Raw genomic sequence first — 25,533 nt, forward strand, 5'->3', positions numbered from 1 at the left:
TCAACCGATCCGGAATGGACCACCTCATGGAAAACAGCACCGTCACCACTACCGTCACCGCGGTCGTCCTGCCGGGCAAGGTCGAGCCCGACGGCTTGCAGGTCACCCGCCGCGGCCTCGCCGCACCCGCCGCCGGCCAGGTCGTGCTCGGCATGGAGGCGACGGGCGTCTCGTTCGCCGAGCAGCAGATGCGCCGCGGCAAATACTTCGACCAGCCGCCGTTCCCCTTCGTGCCCGGTTACGACGTGGTCGGCACCGTCACCGCGACCGGCCCCGGCGTGGACACCGCGCTGATCGGGCGCCGGTTCGCCGCGGTCACCAAGGTCGGCGCCTGGGCCAGCGCGCTGCTGGTCGACGCCGCGGATCTGGTGGCGGTGCCGGACGGCGTGACCCCGGCCGCCGCCGAGACCGTGGTGGTCAACGGCCTCACGGCCTGGCAGCTGCTGCACCGGTCGGCCGAAGTGCGTTCCGGCGCGACGATTGTCGTGCTCGGTGCCAACGGTGGCGTCGGCTCCACCCTCGTGCAACTGGCTCGCCATGCCGGGATCACGGTGATCGGCACGGCCGCGCCACGGCATCACGCGGCCCTGCTCGAGCAAGGCGTGCGCCCGGTCGACTACCGCGATCCCGAAATGTACCGCCGGATAAGGGAACTCGCGCCCGACGGCGTCGACGCGGTGTTCGACCATGTCGGCGGCGCCGGGGTGGTCGAGTCGTGGCGGCTGCTGCGCCGCGGTGGCACGCTGGTCTCCTACGGCACCGCGTCGACAAAAGACGTGGACGGCAATTCGCAGCTGCCGGTGCTGAAGTTGTTCCCTCGGTTGCTGATGTGGAACCTGCTGCCTAACGGCAAGAGCGCGCGCTTCTACAACCTGTGGGCGGGCCAGCGGCGCCGCGACGCCTTCCGTAGCCGGCTGCGCGAAGACCTCACCCAGGTGCTGCGGCTGCTCGCAGACGGCGTGCTGACCCCGCAGATCGCCGCGGAATTCCCACTCTCCGAAGCGAGTTCGGCCTTGGCGCTGGCGGAGTCGCGCACCGTCGCGGGCAAGGTCGTCATCGTGCCGGACGCCCGCCACTCCTGAAATCCACTTTTCCACTTCGTGCGCACCCGCACCGATACCTCGAAGGCTCCAGCCATGACCACCTATGTCGCCACCTCGATCCCCACCCTCCCCGCCGTCACCCGCAGCGGTGACGTCGACAACCGCGCCACCTACATCAGCTTCGGACTCGCCTACATCCTCGGCCACGGCGCCGCCGCGCTCTCCCGCGGCGACAGCCCTCTGGTCGCCCTGCCCGGATGGTTGCCGATGACGCTGCTCGGTCTGGGTTTCGCGACTGGCACCGTGTGCGCCACCCGCGCCGCTCTGCACGCCCAGCGCGGCGCCGACAAAGCCGAGGTGCTCGGCGGAAAACTGCTCGGCCTGTCCTGGGGCGTCGGTTTCGGGGCGCTGATTCTGGCCATCACCGGCCTCTCGTCCACACTGGCCGTACCCGAACTGCAAACCTTCCTCTGGCCCGCCGGTTCCGGCCTCGTCGTCGGCCTGCTCTACCTGGGCGAGGGCGCCGCGCGCCGCAACGTGCTGCACTACGGCCTCGGCGGCTGGCTCGCGCTGATCTCCACCGCCGCACTGTTTTTCAGCGTCCCCGGCTTCTTCGGGATCCTCGCGGTCGCCGGTGGCGGCGGCTACGCGGTGGCCACCGTCCTCGAATTCCGCCGTCGCGGCCTGCTCTGATCACCACAACGCCAACCCCCGGCACCGGTCCGGGGGTTGAGCCATGTGGTCACCCGGTCAGGCCGGAGCCGACCCCCGGCTCAGCCGAGCCAGGTCGGCGACCAGCCGCTCGGTCAGCGGCATCGCCACCGAGTGCTGCTCGGCGATACGCAACAGCGCCCCGCCGATCGCGTCGAGCTCGAGCGGCCGTCCGGCCTCGGCATCGCGTTGCATCGACGACTTGGCTTCCGGCGGAAAGGCGTCGTAGAACCGCAGAGCCGCATCGACATCGGCGGGCACGCCGGCCGCGCGGCTGAGTGCCGCGACCTCCGCGACCAGGTCGACCAGCTCCGCGCGATGCACGGTCCGCATCTCGCCGACGGGACACTTGTGATGCGTCGTCATCAGCGCGAACGGCGCGAGGAAGAACAGCTTTCCCCACAGCATGGCGGCTTCGTCGTCGCGTGTCGTCGCGCGCACGCCCGCGCCGTCGAGCACCGCGACCAGCTCGCCGAGTCGCTCGGATGACGTGGTCGCACTTGCCAGATCGATCTCGACGAACGGACTGCCGTGCTCGACGATCCCTGGTGCGACCCGCGTCGACGCCACCCGAATCACGCCGGGCACCACCAATTCCGGGCGATACCGCGCGCGCAGCGCCGCCGGATGCTCGATCCCGTTGAGCAGCGGAACCACCAGGCCGTCCCCGAGCGCGCCGGGGGACACCCGGTCGAGGGCCGCGCCGAGGACGTTCTGTTTGACCGTCACCAGGCACACGTCGACCGGCTCGCGTAACTCGGTGTCCGCCTCGGCCTGCACGGTGAAATCACCGAACATCCCACTGCGCACCTGTATTCCGTGCTCCCGCACGGTCCGTACAGTCTCCTCGCCACCGAGGAACGTCACCTGATGCCCGGCCCGGGCCAGCAACGCTCCCACCAGCCCGCCGACTCCGCCCGGGCCCAGTACTGCCACACGCCACGGTCGCCCTGTATTCATCGCGTCCTTTCGTTGGTAGCGGGGAACCAGATGTCCTCGGCGGCCAGATCCGCGATCCGGTACTTGCCGAGCGCGCTGATCAGGAGCCGCAGCTCCAGCTCGAACGCGACCAACAGGTTCGTCAGTCCATGATCGGCATTCTCGTCGGCGGCCACCAGCGCCGCCCGGCCGAGTCCGACGGCGGAGGCGCCGAGAGCCAGGCACTTCACGACTCTCGTTCCCTCCCAGCACCTTCCGGACACGAGCAGGCTGCTCCCTTGCCGGTCGCGGTCGGTGACCCGGCGTAAGCATTCGGCCAAGGGCAGGCCGACGTGCTCGAGAAACCCGTGCGGCGCCCAGCCGGTGCCCGCCTCCGCGCCGTCGACGGTCACCGCATCGGCGCCCGCCGCCCAGGCGACCTCGGCCGCGTCGCCCACATCCCGGGCCGGCGGCAGTTTCACCCAGATGCGGCAGCGCGGATAGTTGTTGCGCATCAACCGAATCTGCTGGCGCAGGATCTCCGGGGTGAAAGTGCCCGGGGTAGCCGAGCGCAGCATCGGTGCCGCCGCGCCGTCGTAGATATCCAGCATGTCGTACTGCGCCGACAGGTGTGCGGCCCGATCCGGCGGGAGCAGGGTCATGCCGCCGAGACCAGGCTTGGCCCCTTGGCCCACCTTCAATTCGAAGGCCAGGCGACCGCTCGTCAGCAGCTGTTCGCTCGCCGGATCGCTGTACACCAGGTTCCACACCTCGGCGTCGGCGTCCTCGGTGCTCTGCTGGACGATCACACCGCCGGTGTCCTCGGCGGCCATTTTGGTGTATTCGGTGAGCCTGCGCAGCAGCGAGCTCTGCTCCTCGTCCGCCATCCGCCCGTAGCCGGACACGGGCACGATGTTCTCGCCGATCACCATCGGCACGCCGGCGGCACCGGCTTGCCCGGCCACCGCGACACCGAGATCGCCGTCGGCCACGGCGGTGGACCCGAACGCCGAAACATACACCGGCAGTGTCGATCGCAGACCGCCGATGGTGGTCGTCAGATCGACGTCACCGGCCAGCGGCTCCCTGCCCAGATCGAACATCATCTCCGCGCGCAGCGGCACGAACACGGGCGGAACCAGCCTGGCGTGGTCGATCGCGTCCAGGGAGTCCGGTGCGGCTGTCGGTTGCCCCTGCCCGAACAGGGTGGAGCCGTACTGCGCGTTGTCGGGGAACACCGAACCCGCCGCCGTCCGCGCTCGCGCCCGCACCTCGCGCTCGGGGAATCCGGGAGCCGACAGCACACTCATGGCCGGAGCTCCCCCGGAATCTTGGGGTAGGCGCTGGCCTGCCAGACCGCGTCCAAGCCGCCGAGGAACCGGGTGAACCGCTCGACGCCCAGGCCGAAACCCGCACTGGGCGAAAGGCCGTCGCGGGCCAGGGTGAGGTACCACTCGTATTTGGCCGGATTCTCACCGGTTTCCCGCATGCGGGTGAGCAGCGTGCGGTAGTCCGATTCGCGGGCGCTGCCGCTCATCATCTCGCCGAATCCACCGGGAAAGATCAGATCGAAGTTGCGCAGCGTGCCCGGCTCGTCGGGGTTCTCGCTGTCGTAGAAGCCGCGCGAACCCTTCGGGTAGTCGGTGATGAAGAACGGGCGAGTGGCGGCCGCGGAGATGATTTCCTCACCCTGCCAGTCGATTTCGGTGTGCTCGCGCTGGTCGTGCCCGAGGCCGCGCAACTGCGCCACCGTCGCCGAGTGCCGTTGACGGTCGTAAGGGCCAGCGAGGACCTGCTTCAACTGTTCGAGGTCGCGGTCCAGGACCTCCAGCTCGCGCTGGGCATTGCTCAGGACGTGGTCCACGGCGTATTTCGTCAGCCGCTCGGCCACGTCCATGGCGTCTTCGCGCGAGCCGTTCGCGATCTCCACATCGAGCTGATGGAACTCCGCGAGGTGCCGATGCGTCACCGCGGTCTCCAGCGGCTCGAGCCGCACATTCGGCGCCACGTGGAAGATCTTGTCGAAGGCGAGCAGCGAGGCCTGCTTGTAGAGGATGCCGCTGGTCATCAGCTTGTAGCGGTGGCCGTAGTAGTCGATGTCGACCTGTTTCGCGCCGCGTGCGCCCGGGTCGGTCACCGGACCGATGATGGGCGGCAGCAGCTCGGTGAATCCCTCTGCGGTCAGAAATTCGCGCGCGGCGGACAGGAATCGTGCCTGCACCGTCAATGCCGCGACGGTTCGTTTCGACGTGAGATGCGCACGCGGTAGTGGGGGCGCGGATCCGGTCGGTTCAGTCACTTCAGGCAAAGTTCGATCCGTTCAATAGTCGTGCGAGGGTGGTCGAATTCCGTGGCGCGGATATTCGCCATCGGAAATACCTGGACAAGCCGATTGTGGTGCCCGATATTCGACGATTCCTCGTATGCAATTGGTCTACTATCGACTAACGTATCTATCCACGTTAACTGTTCTCGCGTGATCGACGCGAATACGCGGTAACTGGTGGGAAACTATTGCTTGACGGCCTTCGTCGAACCCCCCTAACCTGTCGAACTGTCCTGCTAACGCACTGGTAGCGGCCCTATTCTCCCTCGTTCCGGCGGTGTCGTCCACCCCCCGAATGGGGGGTATTCCGGTCGTGAAGATCGTTTAGCAGCCCTGTTCGAGGCCCCCGATAGGGGGTTGCCGAATAATGGTGTCAACGGCGCGGTGCAGGCAGCTTATACCCCTTTGACAGCGGCGGGAAGTCGATGTAACTTTGCCTTAACAGGGCAGGGGGAGTTGGACGGGGTGCGACTTTCCATTGATGCTGAGAATGTTCTACTGTCTCCGTCGCGATAACTGGAAGTGAATCCCGAGAAAATGAACTACGACCGTACGAACTTCGCCCCGCTGTCTCATTCTCGAGTCGAGTCCGGCGAGCTGAGGTTCCACTGGTGCGCGCCGCTGGACAGTGGCCAGCAGAAGGCCACCGAGAAGTATCGAGTCGGCGAACTCGACTTCGACGGGATGGTGGACTTCTGTCAGGAGGCGGACGCGCTCGGCGTCGACTCCCTGCTGATGGGCATCGCCGACTACATGCCCGACCCGTTGCCGATGATCGGCGCGCTGGTCCGGGAGACCGAGAACGTCACCTTCATCCTGGCCTACCGGCCCGGCCTGCTGTCGCCGACCTTGTTCACCCAGGTCGTCAACACGATCTCCTGGATGTCGGACGGGCGCATCGCGCTCAACCTGGTCGCGGGCATCTCGCCGGCGGAGCAGGCGGGCTACGGCGATTTCGTCGCCCATGACGGCCGGTACGCCCGCACCCAGGAATTCCTCGATATCTGCCACCGGTTCTGGGGCGGCGAGAAGCCGCTGTCCTACGAGGGCGACCACTACGTCATCAAAGAGGCCGCGCTCGGCCTGGGCTACAAGAGCGGTGGCCGGCCCGAGATCTACCTGAGCGGTGCGTCGGGGATCGCGCAGGAGACCGCCGCCATGTACGGCGACTGCTGGCTGCGCTACGGCGATACGCCCGAGGGCATGGGTGCGGCGGCGCGACCGGTCCTCGACAAGGGCACCCGCGTCGGCACCCGAATGCACGTGCTGGCCAGGGAAACTCGCGCGCAGGCGCTCGCCGATCTCGCCGCCATGCAGGAGAACCCCGACGAAAAGCATCGCGAATGGGTCGCGCAGATTGTCGCCGCGTCCGATTCCGAAGCCGTGAAAACCTCCTTCCGCCTTGCCGAACAGGCCGCCGACGACTGGCTGTCGCCGATGATCTACTCCGGTTTCGTGCCGTACCGCGGCGGGCCCGCGCTGTGCGTGGTCGGCAGCTATCAGGAGGTGGCCGATTACCTCTACCAGTACAAGGCGGCCGGGATCAGCGAGTTCATCTTCTCTGGTTGGCCGACCCGCGACGAGATGCGCATCTTCTACACCCATGTCCTGCCCCTCATCCGTGAACGCGAGAGACGGCTGGGATGAAGCAGCGGGCGGTGGCTCGGCGCTCGGGGATGGCAGGCGGCGGAGCCGACGGGGTGGGTAAGCGCCGCCGGAAAGCAGTAGGCGGAGCCGACGGGGTGGGTGAGCCCAGTGGGAAGGCGCAAGGCGGCGACGACGGCCTGAATAAGCTCAGCGTGCTGTTCGCCACCGGTGTTCTGCTCGGACTGGTCGCTGAACAAGTGGTGCTGTTCGCGGTGCCGCTGTTGATCTTTCACGACACCAAGCAGGTCTCCGCCCTCGGCTTCGCGTTCGCGCTCGAGTGGCTGCCCGCCCTCATCGCCTACCCGTTCGCAGGCATGCTCGCCGACCGGGACGGCGGCGCCAGGCTGTTCACCCGCGTCGCGACGATGCGCGCGCTGATCCTGGTCGCCGTCGTGCTGGTCTGCTTCCTCCGGCCCGGCTGGCTGGTGCCCGCCTTGATGACCGGTGGCGCTTGCCTTTCGGTGTGTGTCGCACCCATCCGGATGTCGATCGAGCGGATGGTGCCGCAGCTGGCCCGCGACTCCCAGATCGCCACGGTGCAGTCGCTGGTGCAGAACATGGAGTTGCTCGCCATGGCGCTCGGGCCCGCACTCGCGATCGTGGGCGCCGCCTTGCTCGGCAAGCTGCCGCTACTGCTGGTCGCCGCGGCCGCGTTCGGCATCAGCGCGTTGACCTGGCTGCCACTGCCACGGCCCCAGGTGCGGGCCGCCGTCGGGTGGGTGGCCCGGGAAGTGCTCGCGGAGTTGGCCACCGGATGGCGACTCATGGTGCAGATCCGCCCGGTCCTGCTGCTCGGCATCCTCAACTTCACCATCAACCTGGTGGTCGGCGTGCTGATCGTCTCGAACGCAGCCCTGGTCACCGACGTTTTCAAAGCACCCGACTCGGCCTACGGTCTGCTCAACGCGGCCGTCGGGGTCACCGGGCTGCTGAACCTCCTGCTGATGCCCGCGCTGCTCCGTCGCGTCGGTGTCGGGCCCATCGGGGTGACGGGATTCTGGCTGATGTGCGCCGCGTTCCTGATAGCCGCTCTCGCACCGTCCTATTGGGTCTACGCCCCAGCCTTTGTCGCGATGCTCGTCGGCGACGCGCTCTACAACATCTACAACCGCACCCAGCGGGTGAAGGTGATCCCGATCGAGCATCTCGGCAAGGTGATGGGGCCGTTCTATCTGCTCAACCTGTTGTCCTATCCGATCGCGGGCCTGCTGATCGGTGGTCTGGGTGCCTCCATCGGCCCGCAACGGCTGGCGCTGTGGCTGGGCATCATGCTCTGCCTGATCGGCGCGGTTCTCCTGCCGTTGACGATGGCCAGTTTCCGAAAAGCCTTGCTGGCCCGCGAGAACGCTAACGTTGAGGTCGTGACATGAACGTTCGTTTCCGGTGCGTGCTGAGCACCGTGGAGTCCGATTCCCATCTCTGGAATCTGGTGTACCTGCAGAAGTTGCTCGAGGAGAACGGTGCCTCGGTGCACAACCTCGGCCCATGTACGCCGGTCGAGAGCGTGGCCGACGCCATCCGCGCGGACCGGCCCGACCTGCTGGTCGTGTCCAGCGTCAACGGCCACGGTTTCCACGGCGCGCAGGTGCTGCTGTCCGGTCTGCGCGAGCGCGGACTCGAGGTGCCGTGCGCCATCGGCGGCAAACTGACCACCGCGGTCTCCGACGACGACCGGGTCCGCCGCGAACTGCTCGACCTGGGCTACACCGACGTATTCCTCGGCGACGACGCCATCGCGCGCTTCCGCGGTTTCCTGCGTTTCGGTCTCGCCCAAGGGTTTTCGGCCTGGCGCGCGGACCCCGCGCTGATCACGCCGTGGGACAGCGCGAACTCCGTGACCCGAAAGGTGTCCTGATGCATATCGTCATCGTCAATCGGTGGCCACGTTTCTTCGACGGGACCCGCTGGGACAACGAGCTCACCCGCTACGAGGAGTTCATCGACCACGACGCCAACCAGGTGAGCTACGTGGTGGACGGTCCCGGGGCCGAGGGCGTGCTCGCCGATCCGGCGAAGATCGCCTGCCAGGTGCGCGTCGAGGACGTCAACGACGTGGCTGCCCTAGGCGCGGCCGTCATGGAGATCACCGAGCGGGTCGGACCGGTGGACGAGCTGATCGCCCTGTCGGAGTTCACCCTGGAGATCGCGGCCAAGGTCCGTGAGGACCTCGGCATTCCCGGACCGACCCGCACGGAGGTCGCCGTATACCGCGACAAGGTGCGGATGAAGCAGGTGCTGGACGAGGCGGGAATTCGGGTGCCGCGCTTCGATTCCTGCGTGAGCGCCGAGCAGGTGCGCGCGTTCGCGGCGTCCTGTGGCTATCCGCTGATCCTCAAGCCGGTCGCCGCGGCCGCCAGCATCGGGGTGCGCCGGGTGGACAACGCCGCGGAGTTGGACGCCGCGCTGGCCACCCTCGATCTCGGCGACTACGAGATCGAGGAGTTCATCGCGGGGCAGATCTACCACGTGGACGGCTTCGTCGATGACGACTCCCGCATCACGTTCCAGGCGACCTCTCGCTACATCAACGACTGTCTGTCCTTCACCCATGGCGCGCCGCTCGGGTCGGTGTTGATGAGCCCGTCGCCACGGCGGACGCTGATCGAGGAGTTCTCGCAGCAGATCGTCACGGCACTCGGGTTGCGCCGCTTGCCCTTTCACCTGGAGGTGTTCATCACCCCGGCCGGTGATCCGGTATTCCTGGAGATCGGCGGCCGAGTGGGCGGCGCCGAAGTTCCGCACCTGATCTATCGGGTCTTCGGCGTCAACCTGTACGAGATGTTCCTGCGGGTGCTGTCCGGTGGGCCGGTCCCGCCGGTGCCCGACCTCATCGACTCCTCCGGGGGTTGGCTGATCATGCCCAAGTCCGCCGCACAGGCCGAGCGAGTGCTGCGGGTCGCCTCCATGCGCGACCAGGTGCCGATCGTCTGGCGGGAGTTGCTGCCCGAACCCGGCCAGGTGCTGGCGCCGGGCGGCGCGTACGACGCGCTGCACCGCGGGCGCTTCATTCTGCTGCACGAGGATGAGCACGTCGTCGAGGCCGGCATCCGAAAGATCATCGAGAACTTCGACTTCGAGGCGGAATCGCTGTGAACAGTGCACATGATGCCAACGACGACCGGGCACGCTACGAGCAGCTGATCGGCTTCCTCACCGAGGAGGAGCGACTAGGGGTGGCGGCCGTCGGCGACAAGTTGATCGAAGCCGCGGGCGGTCGCCAGAAACTCGCCGACTACAAGGTCATGGTGGCCTACGGCGGCGGCAAGGACAGCACCTACGTCGTCGCATTCGTGCGTGCTGTGCAATTACGTCTGCAGCTCGCGCACGGCAGCACCTTCCTGATGCGGGTCGCGAACATGCGGCACGCCGGTGTGGTCGGCGCGGTGATGGAGAACATCGATCGGGTGTATTCGGCACTGGGTCTGCTGGACGACGAGCGAGCCGAGCTGCTCACCATCGACCACACCGAGATTCGCCGTTTCCGGGTCGATCTGCCGCTGCCGGAGAAGCTGGTGGCCATCAACCGGCTCGACGTGCTGATGAACGGGCACCGCTCCGCAGGCGACGGCCGCCCCACTTTCTGCAACAGCTGCAATCTTGCGGTCGCTGATTTCTACGGGCGCGCCGCGTGGTGGCGCGGCGGCGTCGACGCGATCATGACCGGCGACTCCCGCCGGGAACAGGCCCTCTACGCCGCGTGGATTCTGCGGCTGGCCAAGGGCATCGGCATCGACGTGCAGCGCAAGGGCATGACGTTCCAGGATCTGCTCGCCGCGCTGCGCGGCGTCGGCGACGCCTACTTCCGCGAATTGTTCGGCGACGACCGGCACGAGCCCGCCGAACGCGAGGTCGCGGTGGGGGACCGGTCGGTGCAGCCCACCTTCGTCTCCATCTACGACCTGGTCAGCTACCGGGTGCACGACCACTGGGACCTGATCGTCGATTTCCTGGGCTTCCGCTTCGACGACCTGGCCTTCAGCTTCACCGAATCCGACTGCGCCAATCCGACACTGATGGCACATTTGCGTGGACTGCGCGTCGAGTACGTGGAGGGGCGCAGCTATGCGGCGGGCATCACGGAGTACCTGGAGTTCGCCGAGACGATGATGCGCAGGAAGGAAATGCCGGACCGGCTCATCGATCTGGCCCTGGCCCGCTACAACTCACCCGAGAAGATCGCCGAACGGCGCGCGGTGGCAAGTGCGTACGCCGAGAATGCCTTCGGGCTGAACGAGGACGCGTTGGTCGCGATGGTGTTCTCGCCGTTCACCGACAAGGGCGCGCGGCTGCCGCAATTCATCGAACGCTGCCACCCCGAGCGGCGCGATGAGATCCCGGCCCTGCACGCCGCGCTGCTCGCCGAGGAAGGCAGCGATCATGCCGCCGCCTGGTTGGCGGAGGTGTCCGGGCTGTCCATCACCCATCTGCGCACGCTCTATCGCAGCTCGCTGGTCGACTTCGCGGCCGGGGACACCGTGATGGCCAGGGTGCGCGCCGGTGATCCGCACAAATCTCAGGTGCACACCGTCGACGCGCAGTCGGGACTACCCACGCTCGAACTGATCTCGGGTCGGTGACGTGGCAGGGTTTTTCGACAGTTTTGTGGCGGACCGAGCCGATGCGGGGCAGTTGGTCGTCCAGCCCCGCATGGGTTTCGGCAGCCTCTCGGCGATGCGGGCCGGTCTCGCCCGAGTCGCGCACCTGGATTTTCCGGTGATCGGCACCATCACGCTCGACAGTTACACCCGCGTCGGCGATTACCGGACGCCGCTGGAACGCCTCGCCGTCGGTGAGGAATTGAACGGGTACCCGCTGGTCTCCCATTCGGTCGCGGACACCGAGAAGGTGCTCGCCGGCTTGTACGGGCCGACGTTTCCGGTGCAGGCGCGCCACGGCACCGCGCTGCCGTTGCGCGTCTTCCAGCGATTGGTCGAGGTCGGTCTCGACGCGACCGAAGGCGGCCCGGTCTCGTACTGCCTGCCCTACAGCAGATTGCCGCTGCGCGACGCAGTCGAAGCCTGGTCGGAGAGCACGCGATTTCTCGCGGGGGAGACCGAGTTCGGGCATATCGAAAGTTTCGGCGGGTGCATGCTCGGCCAGCTGTGCCCGCCGTCCCTGCTGGTGGCGCTGGCGGTGCTGGAAGGCTGTTTCTTTCGCCAGCACGGCCTGCGCTACATGTCGCTCAGTTACGCGCAAGGCACGCTGGCCGAACAGGATCGCGGCGCGCTGCGCGCCTTACGGACCCTCGCCGACGCCTACCTCGGCGACGTGACCTGGCACGTCGTCTTCTACACGTACATGGGCCTTTTCCCGAGGACCGCCGACGGCGCGACGCGGCTCATCCGCGACAGCGCCCGCCTGGCCATGGCCACCGGCTGCGAACGGATGATCGTGAAAACGGTGTCCGAAGCCTGGCAGATCCCCTCCGTCGCCGAAAACGTTGCGGCGCTGCGTATCGCGGCGGAGGAGGCCGCCGGGCCGCTCGACCCGGCGTCCCCGGCCGAGGCGGAGTATTTCGCCGAGGTGCACGACGAGGCGCGGCTCCTCATCGACACGGTGCTCGACCTCGACGCCGATGTAGGGAAGGCGTTGCTGAAGGCGTTCGCCGCCGGCCTGCTCGACGTGCCGTTCTGCCTGCACACCGATAACCTCGGCGCCACCACCTGCGTCATCGACGAGCAGGGCGCGCTGCGCTGGGGGTCGCTGGGCCGGCTTCCGTTGCCCGCCACCGCCGGTCGCGACGATCTCGCCCGGCTCGGCTCCGACCAGCTCTACGGGATGCTCGACCATGTCGCGAACAGCTATGACAGCAGGCTGGTCCCGTGACTACCCCGAGGGGATCTTCGATGTCCGAAGCAGATTCGCCCACCGTTGTGCTGGTGGACGCGTTCTCCACCGGAGCGCTGCTGGCCCGCCAGGCGCGGCAGCACTACCGGCTGATCCACGTCCGGTCCCGCGCCAACCTGTCCGCGACCTTCGCCGCGAGTCTGCCCGCCGAGTTGTTCGACGCGGACCTCTCCTACGCTGACCAGGCCGACGACGTGCTGCACCGACTGGCCGAACTGGCACCGGTCGCGGTGATCGCGGCCAGCGAGTTCGGCGTCGAGGTGGCCGACGAGATCGCGGCGAAATTGGCGTTGCGCGGCAACGATCCGGCGCTGTCGTATGTGCGGCGCGACAAGTTCCACATGGTGGAAGCCGTGGCTGCCGCGGGCCTGCGCACCGCACGGCAGCGGCGCGGCACCGACGCGGTGGCGCTACTGGACTGGCGGCGCAAGGCCGGCCTCGGCCGGACCGTGGTGAAACCGCTCGACAGCGCCGGCTCCGACGATGTGTTCATCAGCGACTCCGAGGCGGAGATCCACGCCGCCGTGCACGCCATCATCGGCAAGACCAACCTGATGCTGCGCACCAATGCCGCTGTGCTGGCCCAGGAATACCTCGTCGGCGACGAGTACATCGTCAACTCGGTCAGCCGCGACGGCAGGCACTGGTTCACCGACGCGTGGATCAGCCACAAGGTGACCGTCCGCGACAACCGCAGGATCTACGACTACGAAGACCTCCTGTCGCCGGCCGACCCCCGCTGCACCGAGATCCTCGACTACGTCTCCGGCGTCCTCGACGCACTGGGCATCGCGAACGGCCCCGCCCACACCGAACTCATCTACACCGCGGCAGGTCCCGTTCTCTTGGAGACCGGCGCCCGCATCTCCGGCCTGGCCAACCCCCCCGCCCTCGACCGCTGCACCGGTGTGAACCAGGTGGGCCTGACCATGGACTGCTACCTCGGCGAAGGCCGAGCCTTGGCCGCCCAACCCCCTGTCTACACCCGCCACGAACACGCCCGCTGCGTCAATCTCATTGCCCACCGCGAACTCCCACTCCCCGCCCAGCTCCTCCGCACCGAACTCGAACAACTCCCCGCCATCGAAAGCATCCGCTTCCGTATAGCCGACCAAGCCACCACCAGACCCACCGTCGACCTCAACTCCTCCCCAGGCGTCGTCTTCCTCGTCCACCAAGACCCCGCCGAGATCGACCGCTCCTACCTCAAACTCCGCCAGCTCGAACACGACCTGCTGTAGTCGTAATGCCGGATCGCCAAGCGACTCAGGTGATTACGTGCGGGCCGCCGAGTGGGGACGGTAGCGGTGCTTCGCCGGAGTGGGGGCCGGTGAGGAGTTGTTTGATGATCTTGCCGGTTTCGCCGCGGGGGAGGGAGGCGAGGAAGGTGACGTCGCGGGGGACGGAGAAGCGGCTGAGGCGGTGGCGGATGTAGGAGCGGATCATGTCCGAATCCAGGCCCGAGTCTTCGCGTTTCACGACGAAGGCGGCGAGGCGCTGGCCGAATTCCTGGTCGGGGACGCCGACCACGGCGACCTCGCTGACCTGGGGGAGATGGGCGAGGGCCTCCTCGACGGGGCGGGGGAAGACGTTCTCGCCGCCGGAGATGATCATCTCGTCGTCGCGGCCCGCGATGAACAGTCGTCCGGCGACGTCGAGATAGCCGAGGTCGCCGGTGTCCAGCATGCCGTCGGATTCGTCCGGAGGCGCCGAACTGACGTAACCGTCGAACAGCATATGGTTGCCGACGTAGATGTTTCCGGTGACACCGATCGGGACCGGGCGCCGATCGGGGCCGAGCACGGCGACTCTGGTGCCCAGCGGCGGCTTGCCCGCGGTGGTCGGCGCGGTCCGCAGGTCGTCGGGGGTGGCGATGGTGGCCCAGGAGACTTCGGTGGAACCGTAGACGTTGTACAGGATTTCACCGTAGACATCCATGAAGCGCAGCACCGTCGCACCGGCCAGCGGGGCACCGCAGCTGACGACGGCGCGCAGGCTCGACGTGTCGTAGCGGGCCCGCACCGCGGTGGGCAGATCGAGGATGCGGTTCACCATGGTCGGCACGACGATCATGCTGGCGACCTGGTGTTCGGCGACGAGCCGCAGGCATTCCTCGGCGTCGAAACGCTCCGGCAGCACCACTGTCGCGCGCAGTGGCGTACTGATCTGGAGTCCGGCCAGCCCCCAGGTGTGGAACAGCGGAGCGGGGATGAGCATCGGCTGTTCCATGGGCAGCGGAATCCGCGACAGCAGCGCGGCGATGGTGCCGAAGCCCTTGGGTTCGGGGCGGCGCGCGCCCTTCGGCGTGCCGCTGGTGCCGGAGGTCAGCACGATCAACCGGCCCGGCCGGGTCGGGCGATGAAAGTCCCGCTCGCCCTGCGCGATCAGATCGTCGATGGTGGTCCGGTGCGGCACCGGCGGGTGGCCGTCGATGTTGAAGCGCGGCAGGTCGGTGTGCAAGTAGCAGACCAGCTGCTCGAGGTCGCCGTCGACGAACAGCGCGGCGATCCGGTGCCGCTGCACGATGTCCTCGATCTGCCGCCCGGACAGCCCGACATTCAACAGCGCCACGTCGACGCCGAGTTTGCCTGCGGCGACCATGCATTCGACCATGCCGGCGTGGTTGCGCGAGAGCAGCCCCACCGTATCGCCGAAGCCGAGGTCCAACCGGGCCATCGCACCGGCGAGTGCGCTTGTCCGAGCGTGCATCTCGGCGAAGGTGCGGGTGCCGGATCCGTCGATCAGCGCGATCCGATCCGGATCGTAGGCCGCGGCCGCCGCGTAGCCACCGGCCAGGTTGAAGCCCCATTTCGCCAGGGAGCGAGCCTGTTTCACGCCGATCGCGAGATTCGTGGTGCGCCCGACGCCGACGGTGACCATCTGTTTGGCCACGCTGACCTGCCTGCGCAGCGGGGCATTCTCGGCATTGATCACCGTCGAGGTCCGCGCGCCGCGGATGACATCGACCGCCCGCCGCAGCCCGCTCTTCACCCATGCCACCACGGCGGCGTTGGACTGCTCGGCGATGTGCGGATGCCACCGGCCCGGCGCGAACACGGTGACGACGACCTTGGTGCGCTCCTGGTCACCCTGCAGCTTGACCGATACGAAGCTGCCGGTCCCCGGGCACTGCAATTCGAAGCTCTCGTACCAGCGCCACACGGTCAGCCGCAGCTGATGCGTGCGGATACCCGACTCGGCGGTGCCGATGCGCACCTGCGCGATCCGGCTGTCCGGTCCGGTCTCCACCAGCTCGCAGGCGCCGATGCCCGCGAACAACCGTGGGTAGGTCTGCGGTTCGAGCAGCAGATCCCACAGCGCTTTACGGGCGACCGCGAAGTCGGCGCTCACATCGATGACGTCGGTTACCAACTCACGCACTTCTCGTCGGCCGGTTCGAACAACTCGGGGCCGGCGGGTGCCCCTCGATTCGCCGGTCACCCGTGCGGCCGATGCGTCAGCGAACCGGCAACCTGCAATCGACCCCAGTATGGGACGCGATGGCGGTGTTGCCCACCATTTACCGCTACATTGTGCGCCGCACCCACCCGGAGTCGACCTTGATGTGAACTCGCCCAACGCGCAACGGTTCCCGGCCGGTGCGTCGGTCGACCTGAATCATCGTGCGCACGCACCAGCATCGGTGCGCAGGCAACGACGCACGGAGGGACCCAGCCGCGCCGAGAATCACGCCTCGGCGACCTTGACGATCACCTCCAGCAGGTCGTTCAACGTCTGCCGGTCGGTCGTCGGCGACATGAGCGCGGCGCGCAGATAGGGACGGCCACCGAGCGCGAAAGACGAGAGATAGAACCGACCGTCCTGGATGAGCCGGGACCGCAATTCGAGCTGCCGGTCGCCCCACGGCTCATACCGGAAGCAGAGGATATTGCTCTGCGGCTGGTACGGCGCGGTGAAATCGGCCCGCTCCTGAATGAGCTCCCACAAATCGGTGGCGAGGCCGTATTGCCGCTCGACATAGGAGCGCAGGGAGGCTTCACCGCGATAAGCCAGGGTCAGCAAGATCTTGAGACCGAGTGGCGCCTTGGAGGTTTCGAAGGTGTATTGCCCCGGGTCGACATCTTCGGCCTCGGGTCGATAGAGATAACTCGCGTCCTGCTTGAACATGGTGTCGAGATAACGCTTTTCGCGGAACAGCACCCCGGTGCACAGCGCCGAGGTCCGCAGCATCTTGTGCCCGTCCCACACCGTCGAGTCGGCACGCTCGATACCGGCCAGCAGGCCGCGGTGGCGCGGCGAGATCAGCGCGGCGGCGCCGTGCGCGCCGTCCACGTGGAACCACAGGCCGTTGGCCTCGCAGAACTGCGCCACCTCGGCGATCGGGTCGTACAGGCCCGTCCCGGTGGCGCAGCCGTTGGCCACCACGGCGACCGGCCGCTTGCCCTGGGCGCGCACCTCGGCGAGCGCGGGCTCGAGCTCCGCCGGATCGATGCGGCCCAGCACGTCGGTGCGCAGCGGGTAGACCCCGCGTTCGCCCAGCCCCATGACGGCGGCTGCCTTGCGCACGGAGTAGTGACTGGTCGCCGGGGCGAAAATGACGAGATCGCCCGGGTTTCCGTCCCGCCACGCGGTGGCGTCGGCGTGCGAACGGGCGGCGAGCAGGGCGGTCAGGTTGCCCAGCGTGCCGCCGTTGGTCATCGCCCCGAGGCCGGTCGCGCCCCAGCCGACGTTGTCCAGCATCCACCGGCACACCGCCCGGTCCACCGCCGCGGCGGCCGGGGCGAGCTCGTACACCAGGGGAATGTTGTTGGTCATCGCCTGGAGGAGATCGGCGACCACACCGGGGGTATCCGACGGCGCGATCTGATGCGCCATGTACCCGGGGTGGTGGTGGCCGGCCGAGATGTCGCTGTAGGTGGTGACGAACGACAGCAACTCGGGCAGCGTCATCCCCCCTTCCTCGATCCACCGGCGCAGCTCCAGCCGCTTGGCGACCGTATCGATATCGGCCGAGGACACGACCTCGCCCGCTCCGGTCCTGGCCGTTTCGATATGGGCGGCAAGGGTTTCGAGGACCGCCGTCCCTACTTCTCGCACATCGTCGACCAAATCGACATGAGACATGTTGGATCCTCTCTGGACTAACTCTGGAAGCTCGCCCGGCCCACGTCGGCGAGCGCGCGTCGATCAGCGCGCGGCCGTACCCACCGGGTCGTGGTCGCCGTCGATGTTGCGCATCATGATTCGGTCGATATCGACCTCGGGCACCTGGAAGTCGTGGATCAGGAACTCCTCCATCAGCAGCACGCTGAGCAGGTGCACGTACGCGTCGCCGAACGGGTACGGCACCCGCGGCGCCTCCGATGTGCGCACCTGATCGACGAGCCGGTCCACCGCCTCGGGCACCAGGAATCCGACCCGGCGAATCGCGGTGGGGGACAGGATGTCCGAGACCCAGTCGTTGCCGTCGGGCAGCAGCGCCTCGGCGCCGGGCAGCCGCATTCCGAACTTCGGCCGGTTGACGATCCCGTGCGGCAGCCGGTCGGCATAGGCCTCGCGCAGAATGTGTTTGGCCCGTGCGCCGTTCAGCTTCCACTCGATCGGCAACGACGCCGCGTACTCGACGACGTTGGAATCCATGAAGGGGTACCGGCCTTCGACGCCGAACCCGGTTCCGGCGCGGTCGCCCAGGCAGGTCATGCCGTAGCCGATCAGGAAGGTGTGCATGTCCACCAGCATCGATCGGTCGATGGCCGATCGCTGATCGAAGTCGGGGAAGTCGGCGCGCAGCCGGCCCAGTAGCACGGCGTGGTCGTCGAAGACGTCGCCCGACGCGTCGATGAGCTGATCGACGGGTTCGGTTTCGAAGCGCCGCAAGTGCGCCCCGAGGGTGAAGTCGCGGTCGGATCGGTCCGCGTAGAACCGAAGGATCGCCGCGGCATTGGTGGCGTCGCTGTAGCGCATGTCGTTCAGCGCCAGCTCCAGCTCCTCGGCCGCGCCCGCGAATGACCCACCGCGCAGGCAACGTTCGAGGATCATCGCCTCTTTGGCCACGTCGTATCCGGCGAAGAGCTCGTCGGAACCTTCGCCGCCGAGGATGACGCGCACCCCGGCCAGCCCCACCTGCTCGGCCATCACGCCGTAGGCCACCGGAGCGGTGAAGTGCAGCGGCTGCTCACACTGGCGCACGACATGCGGGAACCGCTCACGGACTTGCGCGCGCGTCACCGGTATCCGAGTGTGCTTGCTGCCCAACCGATCCACCATCGCCTGCTGGTACGGCGACTCGTCCACCGGACTGTCGGCGGCGTCGATGGAGAACGTGGTGAGCGGCTCATCGATCAGTTCGTTCATCACGGAGGAGACGACCGCGGAGTCGATGCCACCGCTGATGTAGGTGCCCAGCGGGTAGTCCGTGCGCAAGCGCAGCCGGATCGACTCCTGAATGACCTCCCGCAGCCCGATCTTCGCCTCTTCGAAGGACTTCGGGGCCGGTCCCGCATTCTGCTTGGCGATGCCGTGGTAGTACTTCGTCAGCTCGGGCCGGCCGTCGCGGACGATCAAGATGTGTCCCGGCGGGATCGCGTCGATGCCGGTGAAACAGGTCTCGCCGGGGACCGGGCTCCAGTACCGCATCGCGCGCCGCACCTTGTCCGCGGCGAGCTCACGCGGCACCTCGGGGAAGGCGAAGAGGCCTTTGACCTCCGAGGCGAAGTAGAAGGTGCCGTTCTGCTCGGTGTAGAACATGGGGCGCTCGCCGAAGCGGTCGCGGCCGAGGATCAGCTGCCGTTCCCATTTGTCGTAGAAGACGAAGCCGAACTGGCCGTTCAGGCGCAGCAATGCGTCCTGTCCCCAGTAGGCCAGGGAATGCAGCAGCACTTCGGTATCGGAGTTCGTCTTGAAACGCACTCCGTAGCTTTCCAGTTCGCTGCGCAGCTCGATGTAGTTGAACACCTCGCCGTTGAAGCCGGCGATGTAGCGATTGTCCGGGGTCACCATGGGCTGCTGGCCGAGCCTCGGGTCGATCACCGAGAGGCGGACCGTGCCGAGGGTGAAGGAGGAACTGTCGTACAGGCCCACTTCGTCGGGGCCGCGATGGGCGATCGCCCGAATGCCCCGCCGCACCAGATCCAGTCGCTGGTCTTTGCGTAATCCGCTGTCAATGAATCCGACCACACCACACACGGGTCTATCTCCTATTTCCTCGAGAATTACGGAGCATCGCCGACTACACCGAATCCAGATACCGGGCGCGCTCCCAGTCGGTCACTTCTCGCTGCCCCGCCGCCGCCTCGCTGCGCGCCACTCGGCACAGGTTCTCCACCGTCGACGCGCCGAGTGCGCGCCGGGCGAACTCGCTCTCGCCGAAGAGGTTCGCGGCCGCCCAGATGTTCGTCGGCAGCGGCGGATACTCTTCCGAGACATAGGAATTCGCGGCAGGCGGTGGCGGTTTCAGGTCTTCGGTGACGCCGGCCAAGCCCGCGGTGAGCTGGGCGGCGGCGAGCAGATAGGGGTTGGCGTCGGCCGCGGCGATGCGCGTCTCCACCCGGGTGCCGCCGGCGTCGCGGACCAGGACGCGCACCGCGGCGCACCTGTTGTCCAAGCCCCAGGAGAGGTTCGTCGGCGCGAACGAATGGTCGGCGACGCGTTTGTAGCCGTTGGGCGTGGGGACCGATACGAGCTGTAGCTCGGCGGCGTACTTCAAAAGCCCGGCCACGTAATTGTGGCCGATGCTGCTCAGCGTGCCCGCGTCCCAGAACGCATTGTCTTTCTCCTTGCGCCACATGCTCTGATGGATGTGCAGGCCGCTGCCGGAGAGATCGCCGAACGGCTTCGCCATGAATGTCGCCCGGAATCCGTGCCGGGGCGCGAGTTGCTTCACGGCATAGCGGAAGAAGAGCAGCCCGTCCGCCGCGGTGAGCGGGTCGGACGGCGTGAGGTTGATCTCGACCTGACCCGGCGCGTACTCGGCCCCGCACGCCTCGACCTCGACATCGGCGCTGAGCAGCGTCTGGCAGACGTCGTCGAGAAACGGCTCCAGGTAATGATTGTCGTGCAAGCTGTAGACCGGGTTCCGGTCGCCACGGGAGCGCAGCGTCTCCGCGTCCAGGGCGTAGAACTCGCTCTCCATCGCGATGTAAGGCGAGAGACCGGCCCGCTCGAGTTCGGCGACGGCCCGGCGCAGTACGTCGCGCGGCGCTACCGGGGCGAGCTTGCCGGACCCGTCGACGACGTCACAGAAGACCAGGGCGGTCCGCTGCTTCCATGGCACGAGTCGCAGCGTCGCCAGATCGGGGCGCAGGAAGATATCGGGGTAACCATTGGACCAGCTGTATTCATCGGTCTCGATGACCTCCATCTGGTAATCCCAGGCCAATACCGCCGAGGACAAACCGACCCCACCCGAAAGCCCACTGGTCAAAAACGTTTCGACGGGAATTCTTTTCCCGCGGATAGCGCCTGTCATATCCGGCGTGGCGAGCTCGACCATCGTGATCGAATGCTCTTTCAGGAATTGCTCTACCGCTTCCATATCGATCCTCTCACCCCCCGGCGGCGCGACCCCCCTGACCACTTCACAAACGGGTGGACTCAGGTGACCTCGGCCGTCGGATCGGCCCGGCCCGGGACCCCGGCACATCCCCGGCGGACACGCGGCGGGCAGCGACCCGTCGCACTGGCCGACCCGGAACCAGCTTGGCGCGCAACGTTTCCCCACTGCACCGCGTCGACATCTCGTGCGGCCCCCGCGTGTGCGCGACCCGTTCCAGCATCAGGTTTCGACCGGCATCGTCGCGCATCGGCTCAGTCTGGCAGAGCCCTCCGAGATCCGGCATGCCCCGGATGGGGGGTTGAAATCCGGACGGCCACCCCTGATCTTGGAGAAAACGAGATAGCATCCAGATCTCCCCAATCCTCACCCATTTCGTGTGGGAAATATGGGAAGCGAAAACCGTGACTGAAGTTTCAACCCGTGTCGGCACCGTCGCCGACCCGATGCGCGCGCCCGGGCCCACCGGCTTGGACGCGTTCCGGGCAATGGCGCAAATCCGCAACGATCCCTGCCTGGCCTTCCAGAGCCTCGTCGAGCAGTACGGCGATGTCGTCCGCATAGACATCTCGGGCGGGCAATTCTTTATCGTCAACGACCCCGAGCTCGTCGAAACCGTCTTCGTGGGGCGCCAGAGCAACTACGTCAAAACCCTCAATGCCAAAGTGGCGGCAATGGCATTGGGTAACGGGCTGCTGACCAATGAGGGCGACTCCTGGACCCGGCAGCGCCGGATCATGCAACCGCTGTTCGCCCGGCGTCAGCTGGATCGCTTCGCCGAGTACATGATCAGCGCGGCGGAACGTTCGTTGCAGCGGTGGGAAACTCGGCCCGACGGGGATCAGCTCGATGTCTCCGTAGCGATGAACGCCCTGACGCTCGACGTGACCGCACCCGCGCTCTTCGGTAGCGACCTGTCCGAGGACGCCGCGCACGTGCACGAGGCGCTCGTCGAAATCCTGCGCTGCGTCGGCAAAGCCATGACCTCGCTGCTCACCTGGTTGCCCGCCCGGCTGCCCGGCGTCACCCCGGATATGGCGCTGCGGTTGCAGGCCCCGCGCTGGCGCAAGCTGGACGCTGCGGTCGCCGTGCTCGACGACGTTGTCGCCCGGCTCATCCGGGAGCGACAGGCGAACCCGCAGGAAGACCGGCACGAACTGCTCGGGCTGCTGCTCGACGCGCGTGACGACAAGGGCGCGGCGGCGATGAGCCCGCGCCAGGTCCGCGACGAGCTGGTGACCTTCTTGCTGGTCGGGCACGACACCACGGCCTACTCGCTGGCCTGGACCTTGATGCTGCTGTCCAACAATCCCGAGGCGCGCGAACGGCTCATCGCCGAGGTCGATACCGTGCTCGGCGACCGCCGCCCCACCCCGGCCGACCTCGACCAGTTGCCGTGGACCTCGGCGGTGATCGAAGAGGCGATGCGGCTGTATCCGCCGTCCTGGCTGATCGAACGGCAGGCCGCCGCCGACGATGTGCTGGGCGGCTACGCCATCCCCGCCGGGGCGACCGTGTACGTGGCGTCCTACCTGCTGCACCACGACCCGAAATCCTGGCCCAATCCGGAAGGTTTCGACCCGCGCCGGTTCCTGCCGGAGAACAAGCAGTTCGTCTATCCCGCCACCGGTGCCGGGAGTCCGCAACCCCGCTCCCGCTATGCGTACCTGCCGTTCGGTGCGGGCCACCGCCAATGCATCGGACTGGGTTTCGCGCGCATCCAAGCCAAGCTCATCCTTGCCATGCTCACCCAGAATTACACCTTCGACCTCGCGGCAGGTGCGCGGATCGTCCCCGAGCACACACTGACGCTGCGGCCGCGCAACGGTCTTCCCATGGTCCTGCGGCGTAGAACCCGCACCGAGTCGGTGTAGGCCGCTCCTCGCGCTTGCCCCCTCGCAGGCGCGTCGACGGTGCGAACCGGTAGTGCGCTACCTCTGCTATTGAGGTAGCGCACTACTCATGTGTGCGCCCGCGGACCGGAGGATGCTGAAAGCTGCCGAGAAATCTCGCCGATGGCGAGCGTTTCGGCAGGCAAGGAGTGCGCCATGGACATTCGGCGAACCATAATTCTGGCCGCGGCGGCGGTCGCATTGACGGCCTGCAGCACCTCGATACCCGATCGGGACCCGGGCAATACGACGACACAGCGGACGTCGGAGAGACCCGCGGTCCCCGGAGCGCCCGGACGACCGGAAAAGACCGATGCCGGGAAAGTGCCGGGCGCGCCCATTCGCATTCCGGCATTCACCGAACTCCAAGGACTTCCGCTCGTCACGGTCCGTGACTTGGCCGAGACGCGGATCGCCGAAGAATGCGATGACTGCGTGCGCATCGCTACCACCGTGGACAGCACCGCCACTCAGTACAGCGTGTGCCAGTACGTCTCCTTCCGGGGCGGGCAAGCGGACCCGACGCCGAACGAAGAGTCGCCGAACGGGTCGGTGATCCTGACTCGGGGCTCGACCCTGACGCTGATCACCGGTCCGAGTGCCCCGCAGCAACTTCCTTGCAGCACAGAGGGATACCTGCCGAAGACGTCGGTGACCGACGACCCCGACCCGACTACCGGGACTACGCCTACTACCAGCAAGCCCCGTGTCACACCCACCAGCTGAGCAGTCGACGACCGGGTCGGCGTTCGACGGATTCACGCAGGTTGCGAAGTCCGTCGGACAGGTGGTTGCGCCGACGACGCTGCTGACGGCCCTGCTGTTCTACTTCGGCTGGGCCCACGTCTACTGGTTCTTCCACTACTTCGGTGTCGATTCGACCACGTTGAATCCGAGCACCCGCGAATATCTGATGCGCACGGTCGACACACTTTTCGTGCCGCTGATCGTGATAGGACTCCTCAGCATGGCTGTGCTGTGGGGTTACGCCGCCCTGCCGAATTCTGTGCGCGAACATCGGCCCGCGTGGTGGGTCACCACCGTGGTCACGGTGCTCACGCTGGCGGTGCTGCTCAACGGGGTGTCGCGGGTGTTCGTCGTGACTCCGCTCAATGACGGGCTCTGCGTCGCACCGGTCTCGATCATCATCGGCGTGTTGATGCTGTGGACTCTGATAGTGCAGCGCCGCAACCGGTTACGTGCTCAGATGCCTGAGTCCGCGCCGCCGCGGTCGACGGCGGCCGCGGTCTCCGAATGGGTCATCCTGTTCACCGTGGTCGGTATCAGTCTGTTCTGGATCGCCGCCGACTATTCGGTAGCGGTCGGCCAGACCCGGGCCGGTGAGTGGGCCGCCCAATTACCGACCAGCCCCCAGGTCGTCGTCTACAGCGAAAAGGACCTGCACCTTTCCCGATCGGATGTCCACATGACCTCCTGTCATACCGATCCGACCGCCAGTTCCGCCTATCGATTCCGCTACGACGGACTGGTTCCCCTCAACCGCATCGGCGACCACTACGTCCTGGTACCCCGCACCTGGACCCCCGGCAACGGCGCCGCCATCGTCCTACCCGCATCGCCCCCGGGCGCGATCCGCTTCGAGTTCCGCCTCGCCGGCGATTCCCCGCCCCCCACCTGCTGAGCCGGTATCGCCTACGCGTCATCGAATTCGGCTGAGCCGGTGCGGGATACGCTCGTGTGCTGGTCTAATAGAGGGTGCGGTGCCGTCTCGCGGTCGTTTCCAGGCAGAACCGAATCTCTGAGTCACCCGCGGATCTGTGAGGGCCTGATGTCGTCCAGAAGTTTTGCGAAGTCGGAAGAATTCCAACTGCCGGAGCTGTCCGCCAGATTGCCGTTACTGCTGCACCCGGACGCGCCGCGCGGAGCGCAGCTGGGGGCCGATTGGTGCCGCGAATTCCTGAGGTCCGCTTACCCCACGGACTCGGAGCTCGACCGGTACATCCAACGGCAGACCGGCCTTTGGGGGTCTTACATCGCGCCCCTGGTCGACCCGGTGACGCACCTGCTGATCGTCGATTGGACCAGCGCGTTGTTCGTCATAGATGACGCCTTCGGGCAGCACGGTGTGCTCCCCAGTTTCATGGCGTACGCCGCGGCGCGGATGGCCGGAGCGGATCCGCCGGGCAGCGGAACCGGCTTCGACGCCGCGTTCGACGACCTGTGGTCGCGGACAACCGCGGCGCTGCCACCGCCGCTGGCCGCGCGCGCCGCCCGGCAGCTGCTGGAGTACGGACGCGCGGTAGCTGACGAGGAGGCCTGTGGCGGGCACCCGCAGGCGCCGTCGCCGGCCCGAATTCTGGAGATCCACCGAATAGACACCGCCTTGCGGTTCTACTTCACTTTGATCGAAGCAGGCATGGGCTGCTGTCTGGATCCAGCGGCAGTCGCGGCCACCGGTACCGCCGAGTTGGCAGCCCTGGAGCATATTGCCCTGGTCAACGACCTCTTCTCCTACCGCAAAGAGCATTACGCCGGTAGGAAGGGTGCCGAGGCGCAGCCGACCGAGGCCAAGGCCAAGGGCGGCCAGCACAGCGGCGCGAACCGCTGATCGGCCCCCAGCTCCTGCCCTGATAAGCCGGCAGCCCCTGCTGAGCACTGCTCAGCAGGGGCTGGCTG

At 67.1% G+C, this 25,533-nt stretch carries 20 protein-coding genes; 13 read left to right on the plus strand and 7 right to left on the minus strand.

Features of this window, described 5'->3' with window-relative positions:
* Positions 1–26: 26 nt before the first annotated feature.
* Positions 27–1,082, plus strand: a complete 1,056-nt coding sequence (locus IBX18_RS07410) for a medium chain dehydrogenase/reductase family protein (RefSeq protein ID WP_194832989.1) — start codon at positions 27–29, stop codon at positions 1,080–1,082.
* A gap of 54 nt (positions 1,083–1,136) precedes the next feature.
* Positions 1,137–1,736, plus strand: a complete 600-nt coding sequence (locus IBX18_RS07415) for an ABC transporter permease (RefSeq protein WP_194832990.1) — start codon at positions 1,137–1,139, stop codon at positions 1,734–1,736.
* Between the two features lie 57 nt (positions 1,737–1,793).
* On the opposite strand, the gene IBX18_RS07420 is transcribed toward IBX18_RS07415, so the two are convergent.
* Genes IBX18_RS07420 through IBX18_RS07430 form a run of 3 tightly spaced genes read right to left on the minus strand, consistent with a single transcriptional unit; the run spans position 1,794 to position 4,971 of the window.
* Positions 1,794–2,690 (minus strand): 2-dehydropantoate 2-reductase, encoded by an 897-nt coding sequence (locus IBX18_RS07420; RefSeq protein WP_306796183.1) that lies wholly within the window; start codon positions 2,688–2,690, stop codon positions 1,794–1,796.
* Positions 2,691–2,710: 20 nt separating this feature from the next.
* Positions 2,711–3,982, minus strand: a complete 1,272-nt coding sequence (locus IBX18_RS07425) for a glutamate synthase-related protein (RefSeq protein ID WP_194832992.1) — start codon at positions 3,980–3,982, stop codon at positions 2,711–2,713.
* Positions 3,979–4,971: an asparagine synthetase A gene (locus IBX18_RS07430; RefSeq protein WP_194832993.1), complete on the minus strand. Its 993-nt coding sequence runs from the start codon at positions 4,969–4,971 to the stop codon at positions 3,979–3,981. Before IBX18_RS07430 ends, IBX18_RS07425 begins: the two co-directional genes overlap by 4 nt.
* Positions 4,972–5,535: 564 nt before the next feature.
* Here IBX18_RS07430 and IBX18_RS07435 point away from each other — a divergent pair.
* From IBX18_RS07435 to IBX18_RS07465, 7 genes are all read left to right on the plus strand, one after another.
* A complete protein-coding gene (locus IBX18_RS07435) occupies positions 5,536–6,645 on the plus strand; it encodes an LLM class flavin-dependent oxidoreductase (protein WP_194832994.1) in 1,110 nt (369 codons plus the stop codon).
* Positions 6,646–6,740: 95 nt separating this feature from the next.
* The gene (locus tag IBX18_RS07440; RefSeq protein ID WP_306796184.1) at positions 6,741–8,015 is read left to right on the plus strand and encodes an MFS transporter; all 1,275 of its coding nucleotides are present in this window, start codon (positions 6,741–6,743) and stop codon (positions 8,013–8,015) included.
* Complete coding sequence (locus IBX18_RS07445) at positions 8,012–8,500, plus strand: cobalamin B12-binding domain-containing protein (RefSeq protein ID WP_147128393.1); 489 nt, start codon at positions 8,012–8,014, stop codon at positions 8,498–8,500. The genes IBX18_RS07440 and IBX18_RS07445 overlap by 4 nt, the downstream gene beginning before the upstream one ends.
* Positions 8,500–9,738 carry an ATP-grasp domain-containing protein gene (locus IBX18_RS07450; protein ID WP_194832995.1) on the plus strand — a complete coding sequence of 413 codons (1,239 nt, stop codon included), beginning with the start codon at positions 8,500–8,502 and terminating at the stop codon, positions 9,736–9,738. Before IBX18_RS07445 ends, IBX18_RS07450 begins: the two co-directional genes overlap by 1 nt.
* Positions 9,735–11,222 carry a hypothetical protein gene (locus tag IBX18_RS07455; protein WP_194832996.1) on the plus strand — a complete coding sequence of 496 codons (1,488 nt, stop codon included), beginning with the start codon at positions 9,735–9,737 and terminating at the stop codon, positions 11,220–11,222. Before IBX18_RS07450 ends, IBX18_RS07455 begins: the two co-directional genes overlap by 4 nt.
* A 1-nt stretch (position 11,223) precedes the next feature.
* Positions 11,224–12,471, plus strand: a complete 1,248-nt coding sequence (locus IBX18_RS07460) for a methylaspartate mutase (protein ID WP_194832997.1) — start codon at positions 11,224–11,226, stop codon at positions 12,469–12,471.
* Positions 12,472–12,491: 20 nt separating this feature from the next.
* Complete coding sequence (locus tag IBX18_RS07465; RefSeq protein WP_194832998.1) at positions 12,492–13,733, plus strand: ATP-grasp domain-containing protein; 1,242 nt, start codon at positions 12,492–12,494, stop codon at positions 13,731–13,733.
* Between the two features lie 25 nt (positions 13,734–13,758).
* Here the strand turns inward: IBX18_RS07465 and IBX18_RS07470 are convergent, their stop codons facing one another.
* From IBX18_RS07470 to IBX18_RS07485, 4 genes are all read right to left on the minus strand, one after another.
* Entirely contained in the window at positions 13,759–15,864 is a 2,106-nt protein-coding gene (locus tag IBX18_RS07470; protein ID WP_194833690.1) for an AMP-binding protein, read from the minus strand.
* Positions 15,865–16,179: 315 nt separating this feature from the next.
* Complete coding sequence (locus IBX18_RS07475; protein WP_194832999.1) at positions 16,180–17,577, minus strand: aminotransferase class I/II-fold pyridoxal phosphate-dependent enzyme; 1,398 nt, start codon at positions 17,575–17,577, stop codon at positions 16,180–16,182.
* Between the two features lie 63 nt (positions 17,578–17,640).
* Positions 17,641–19,629, minus strand: coding sequence for an asparagine synthase (glutamine-hydrolyzing) (gene asnB, locus IBX18_RS07480; RefSeq protein ID WP_194833000.1), 1,989 nt, complete (start codon positions 19,627–19,629; stop codon positions 17,641–17,643).
* 52 nt (positions 19,630–19,681) lie between these two features.
* The gene (locus IBX18_RS07485) at positions 19,682–20,986 is read right to left on the minus strand and encodes a glutamine synthetase family protein (RefSeq protein WP_194833001.1); all 1,305 of its coding nucleotides are present in this window, start codon (positions 20,984–20,986) and stop codon (positions 19,682–19,684) included.
* A 422-nt stretch (positions 20,987–21,408) separates the two neighbouring features.
* Between IBX18_RS07485 and IBX18_RS07490 the strand changes: the two genes are divergently transcribed.
* From IBX18_RS07490 to IBX18_RS07505, 4 genes are all read left to right on the plus strand, one after another.
* A complete protein-coding gene (locus IBX18_RS07490) occupies positions 21,409–22,878 on the plus strand; it encodes a cytochrome P450 (RefSeq protein WP_194833002.1) in 1,470 nt (489 codons plus the stop codon).
* A 174-nt stretch (positions 22,879–23,052) separates the two neighbouring features.
* Positions 23,053–23,622 (plus strand): hypothetical protein, encoded by a 570-nt coding sequence (locus IBX18_RS07495; protein ID WP_194833003.1) that lies wholly within the window; start codon positions 23,053–23,055, stop codon positions 23,620–23,622.
* On the plus strand, positions 23,603–24,538 hold the full coding sequence (locus IBX18_RS07500; protein ID WP_194833004.1) for a hypothetical protein: 936 nt from the start codon (positions 23,603–23,605) through the stop codon (positions 24,536–24,538). The genes IBX18_RS07495 and IBX18_RS07500 overlap by 20 nt, the downstream gene beginning before the upstream one ends.
* Before the next feature lie 372 nt (positions 24,539–24,910).
* The gene (locus tag IBX18_RS07505) at positions 24,911–25,465 is read left to right on the plus strand and encodes a hypothetical protein (protein WP_194833773.1); all 555 of its coding nucleotides are present in this window, start codon (positions 24,911–24,913) and stop codon (positions 25,463–25,465) included.
* Positions 25,466–25,533 lie beyond the last annotated feature (68 nt).

Source organism: Nocardia sp. XZ_19_369, from assembly GCF_015355715.1.
Lineage (GTDB): Bacteria > Actinomycetota > Actinomycetes > Mycobacteriales > Mycobacteriaceae > Nocardia.

Bases quoted from the DNA above. Each gene is read 5' to 3' on its own strand.
- IBX18_RS07410 (WP_194832989.1), top strand. From the start codon at position 27: ATGGAAAACAGCACCGTCACCACTACCGTCACCGCGGTCGTCCTGCCG.
- IBX18_RS07415 (WP_194832990.1), top strand. From the start codon at position 1,137: ATGACCACCTATGTCGCCACCTCGATCCCCACCCTCCCCGCCGTCACC.
- IBX18_RS07425 (WP_194832992.1), bottom strand. From the start codon at position 3,982: ATGAGTGTGCTGTCGGCTCCCGGATTCCCCGAGCGCGAGGTGCGGGCG.
- IBX18_RS07435 (WP_194832994.1), top strand. From the start codon at position 5,536: ATGAACTACGACCGTACGAACTTCGCCCCGCTGTCTCATTCTCGAGTC.
- IBX18_RS07445 (WP_147128393.1), top strand. From the start codon at position 8,012: ATGAACGTTCGTTTCCGGTGCGTGCTGAGCACCGTGGAGTCCGATTCC.
- IBX18_RS07450 (WP_194832995.1), top strand. From the start codon at position 8,500: ATGCATATCGTCATCGTCAATCGGTGGCCACGTTTCTTCGACGGGACC.
- IBX18_RS07465 (WP_194832998.1), top strand. From the start codon at position 12,492: ATGTCCGAAGCAGATTCGCCCACCGTTGTGCTGGTGGACGCGTTCTCC.
- IBX18_RS07475 (WP_194832999.1), bottom strand. From the start codon at position 17,577: ATGTCTCATGTCGATTTGGTCGACGATGTGCGAGAAGTAGGGACGGCG.
- IBX18_RS07485 (WP_194833001.1), bottom strand. From the start codon at position 20,986: ATGGAAGCGGTAGAGCAATTCCTGAAAGAGCATTCGATCACGATGGTC.
- IBX18_RS07495 (WP_194833003.1), top strand. From the start codon at position 23,053: ATGGACATTCGGCGAACCATAATTCTGGCCGCGGCGGCGGTCGCATTG.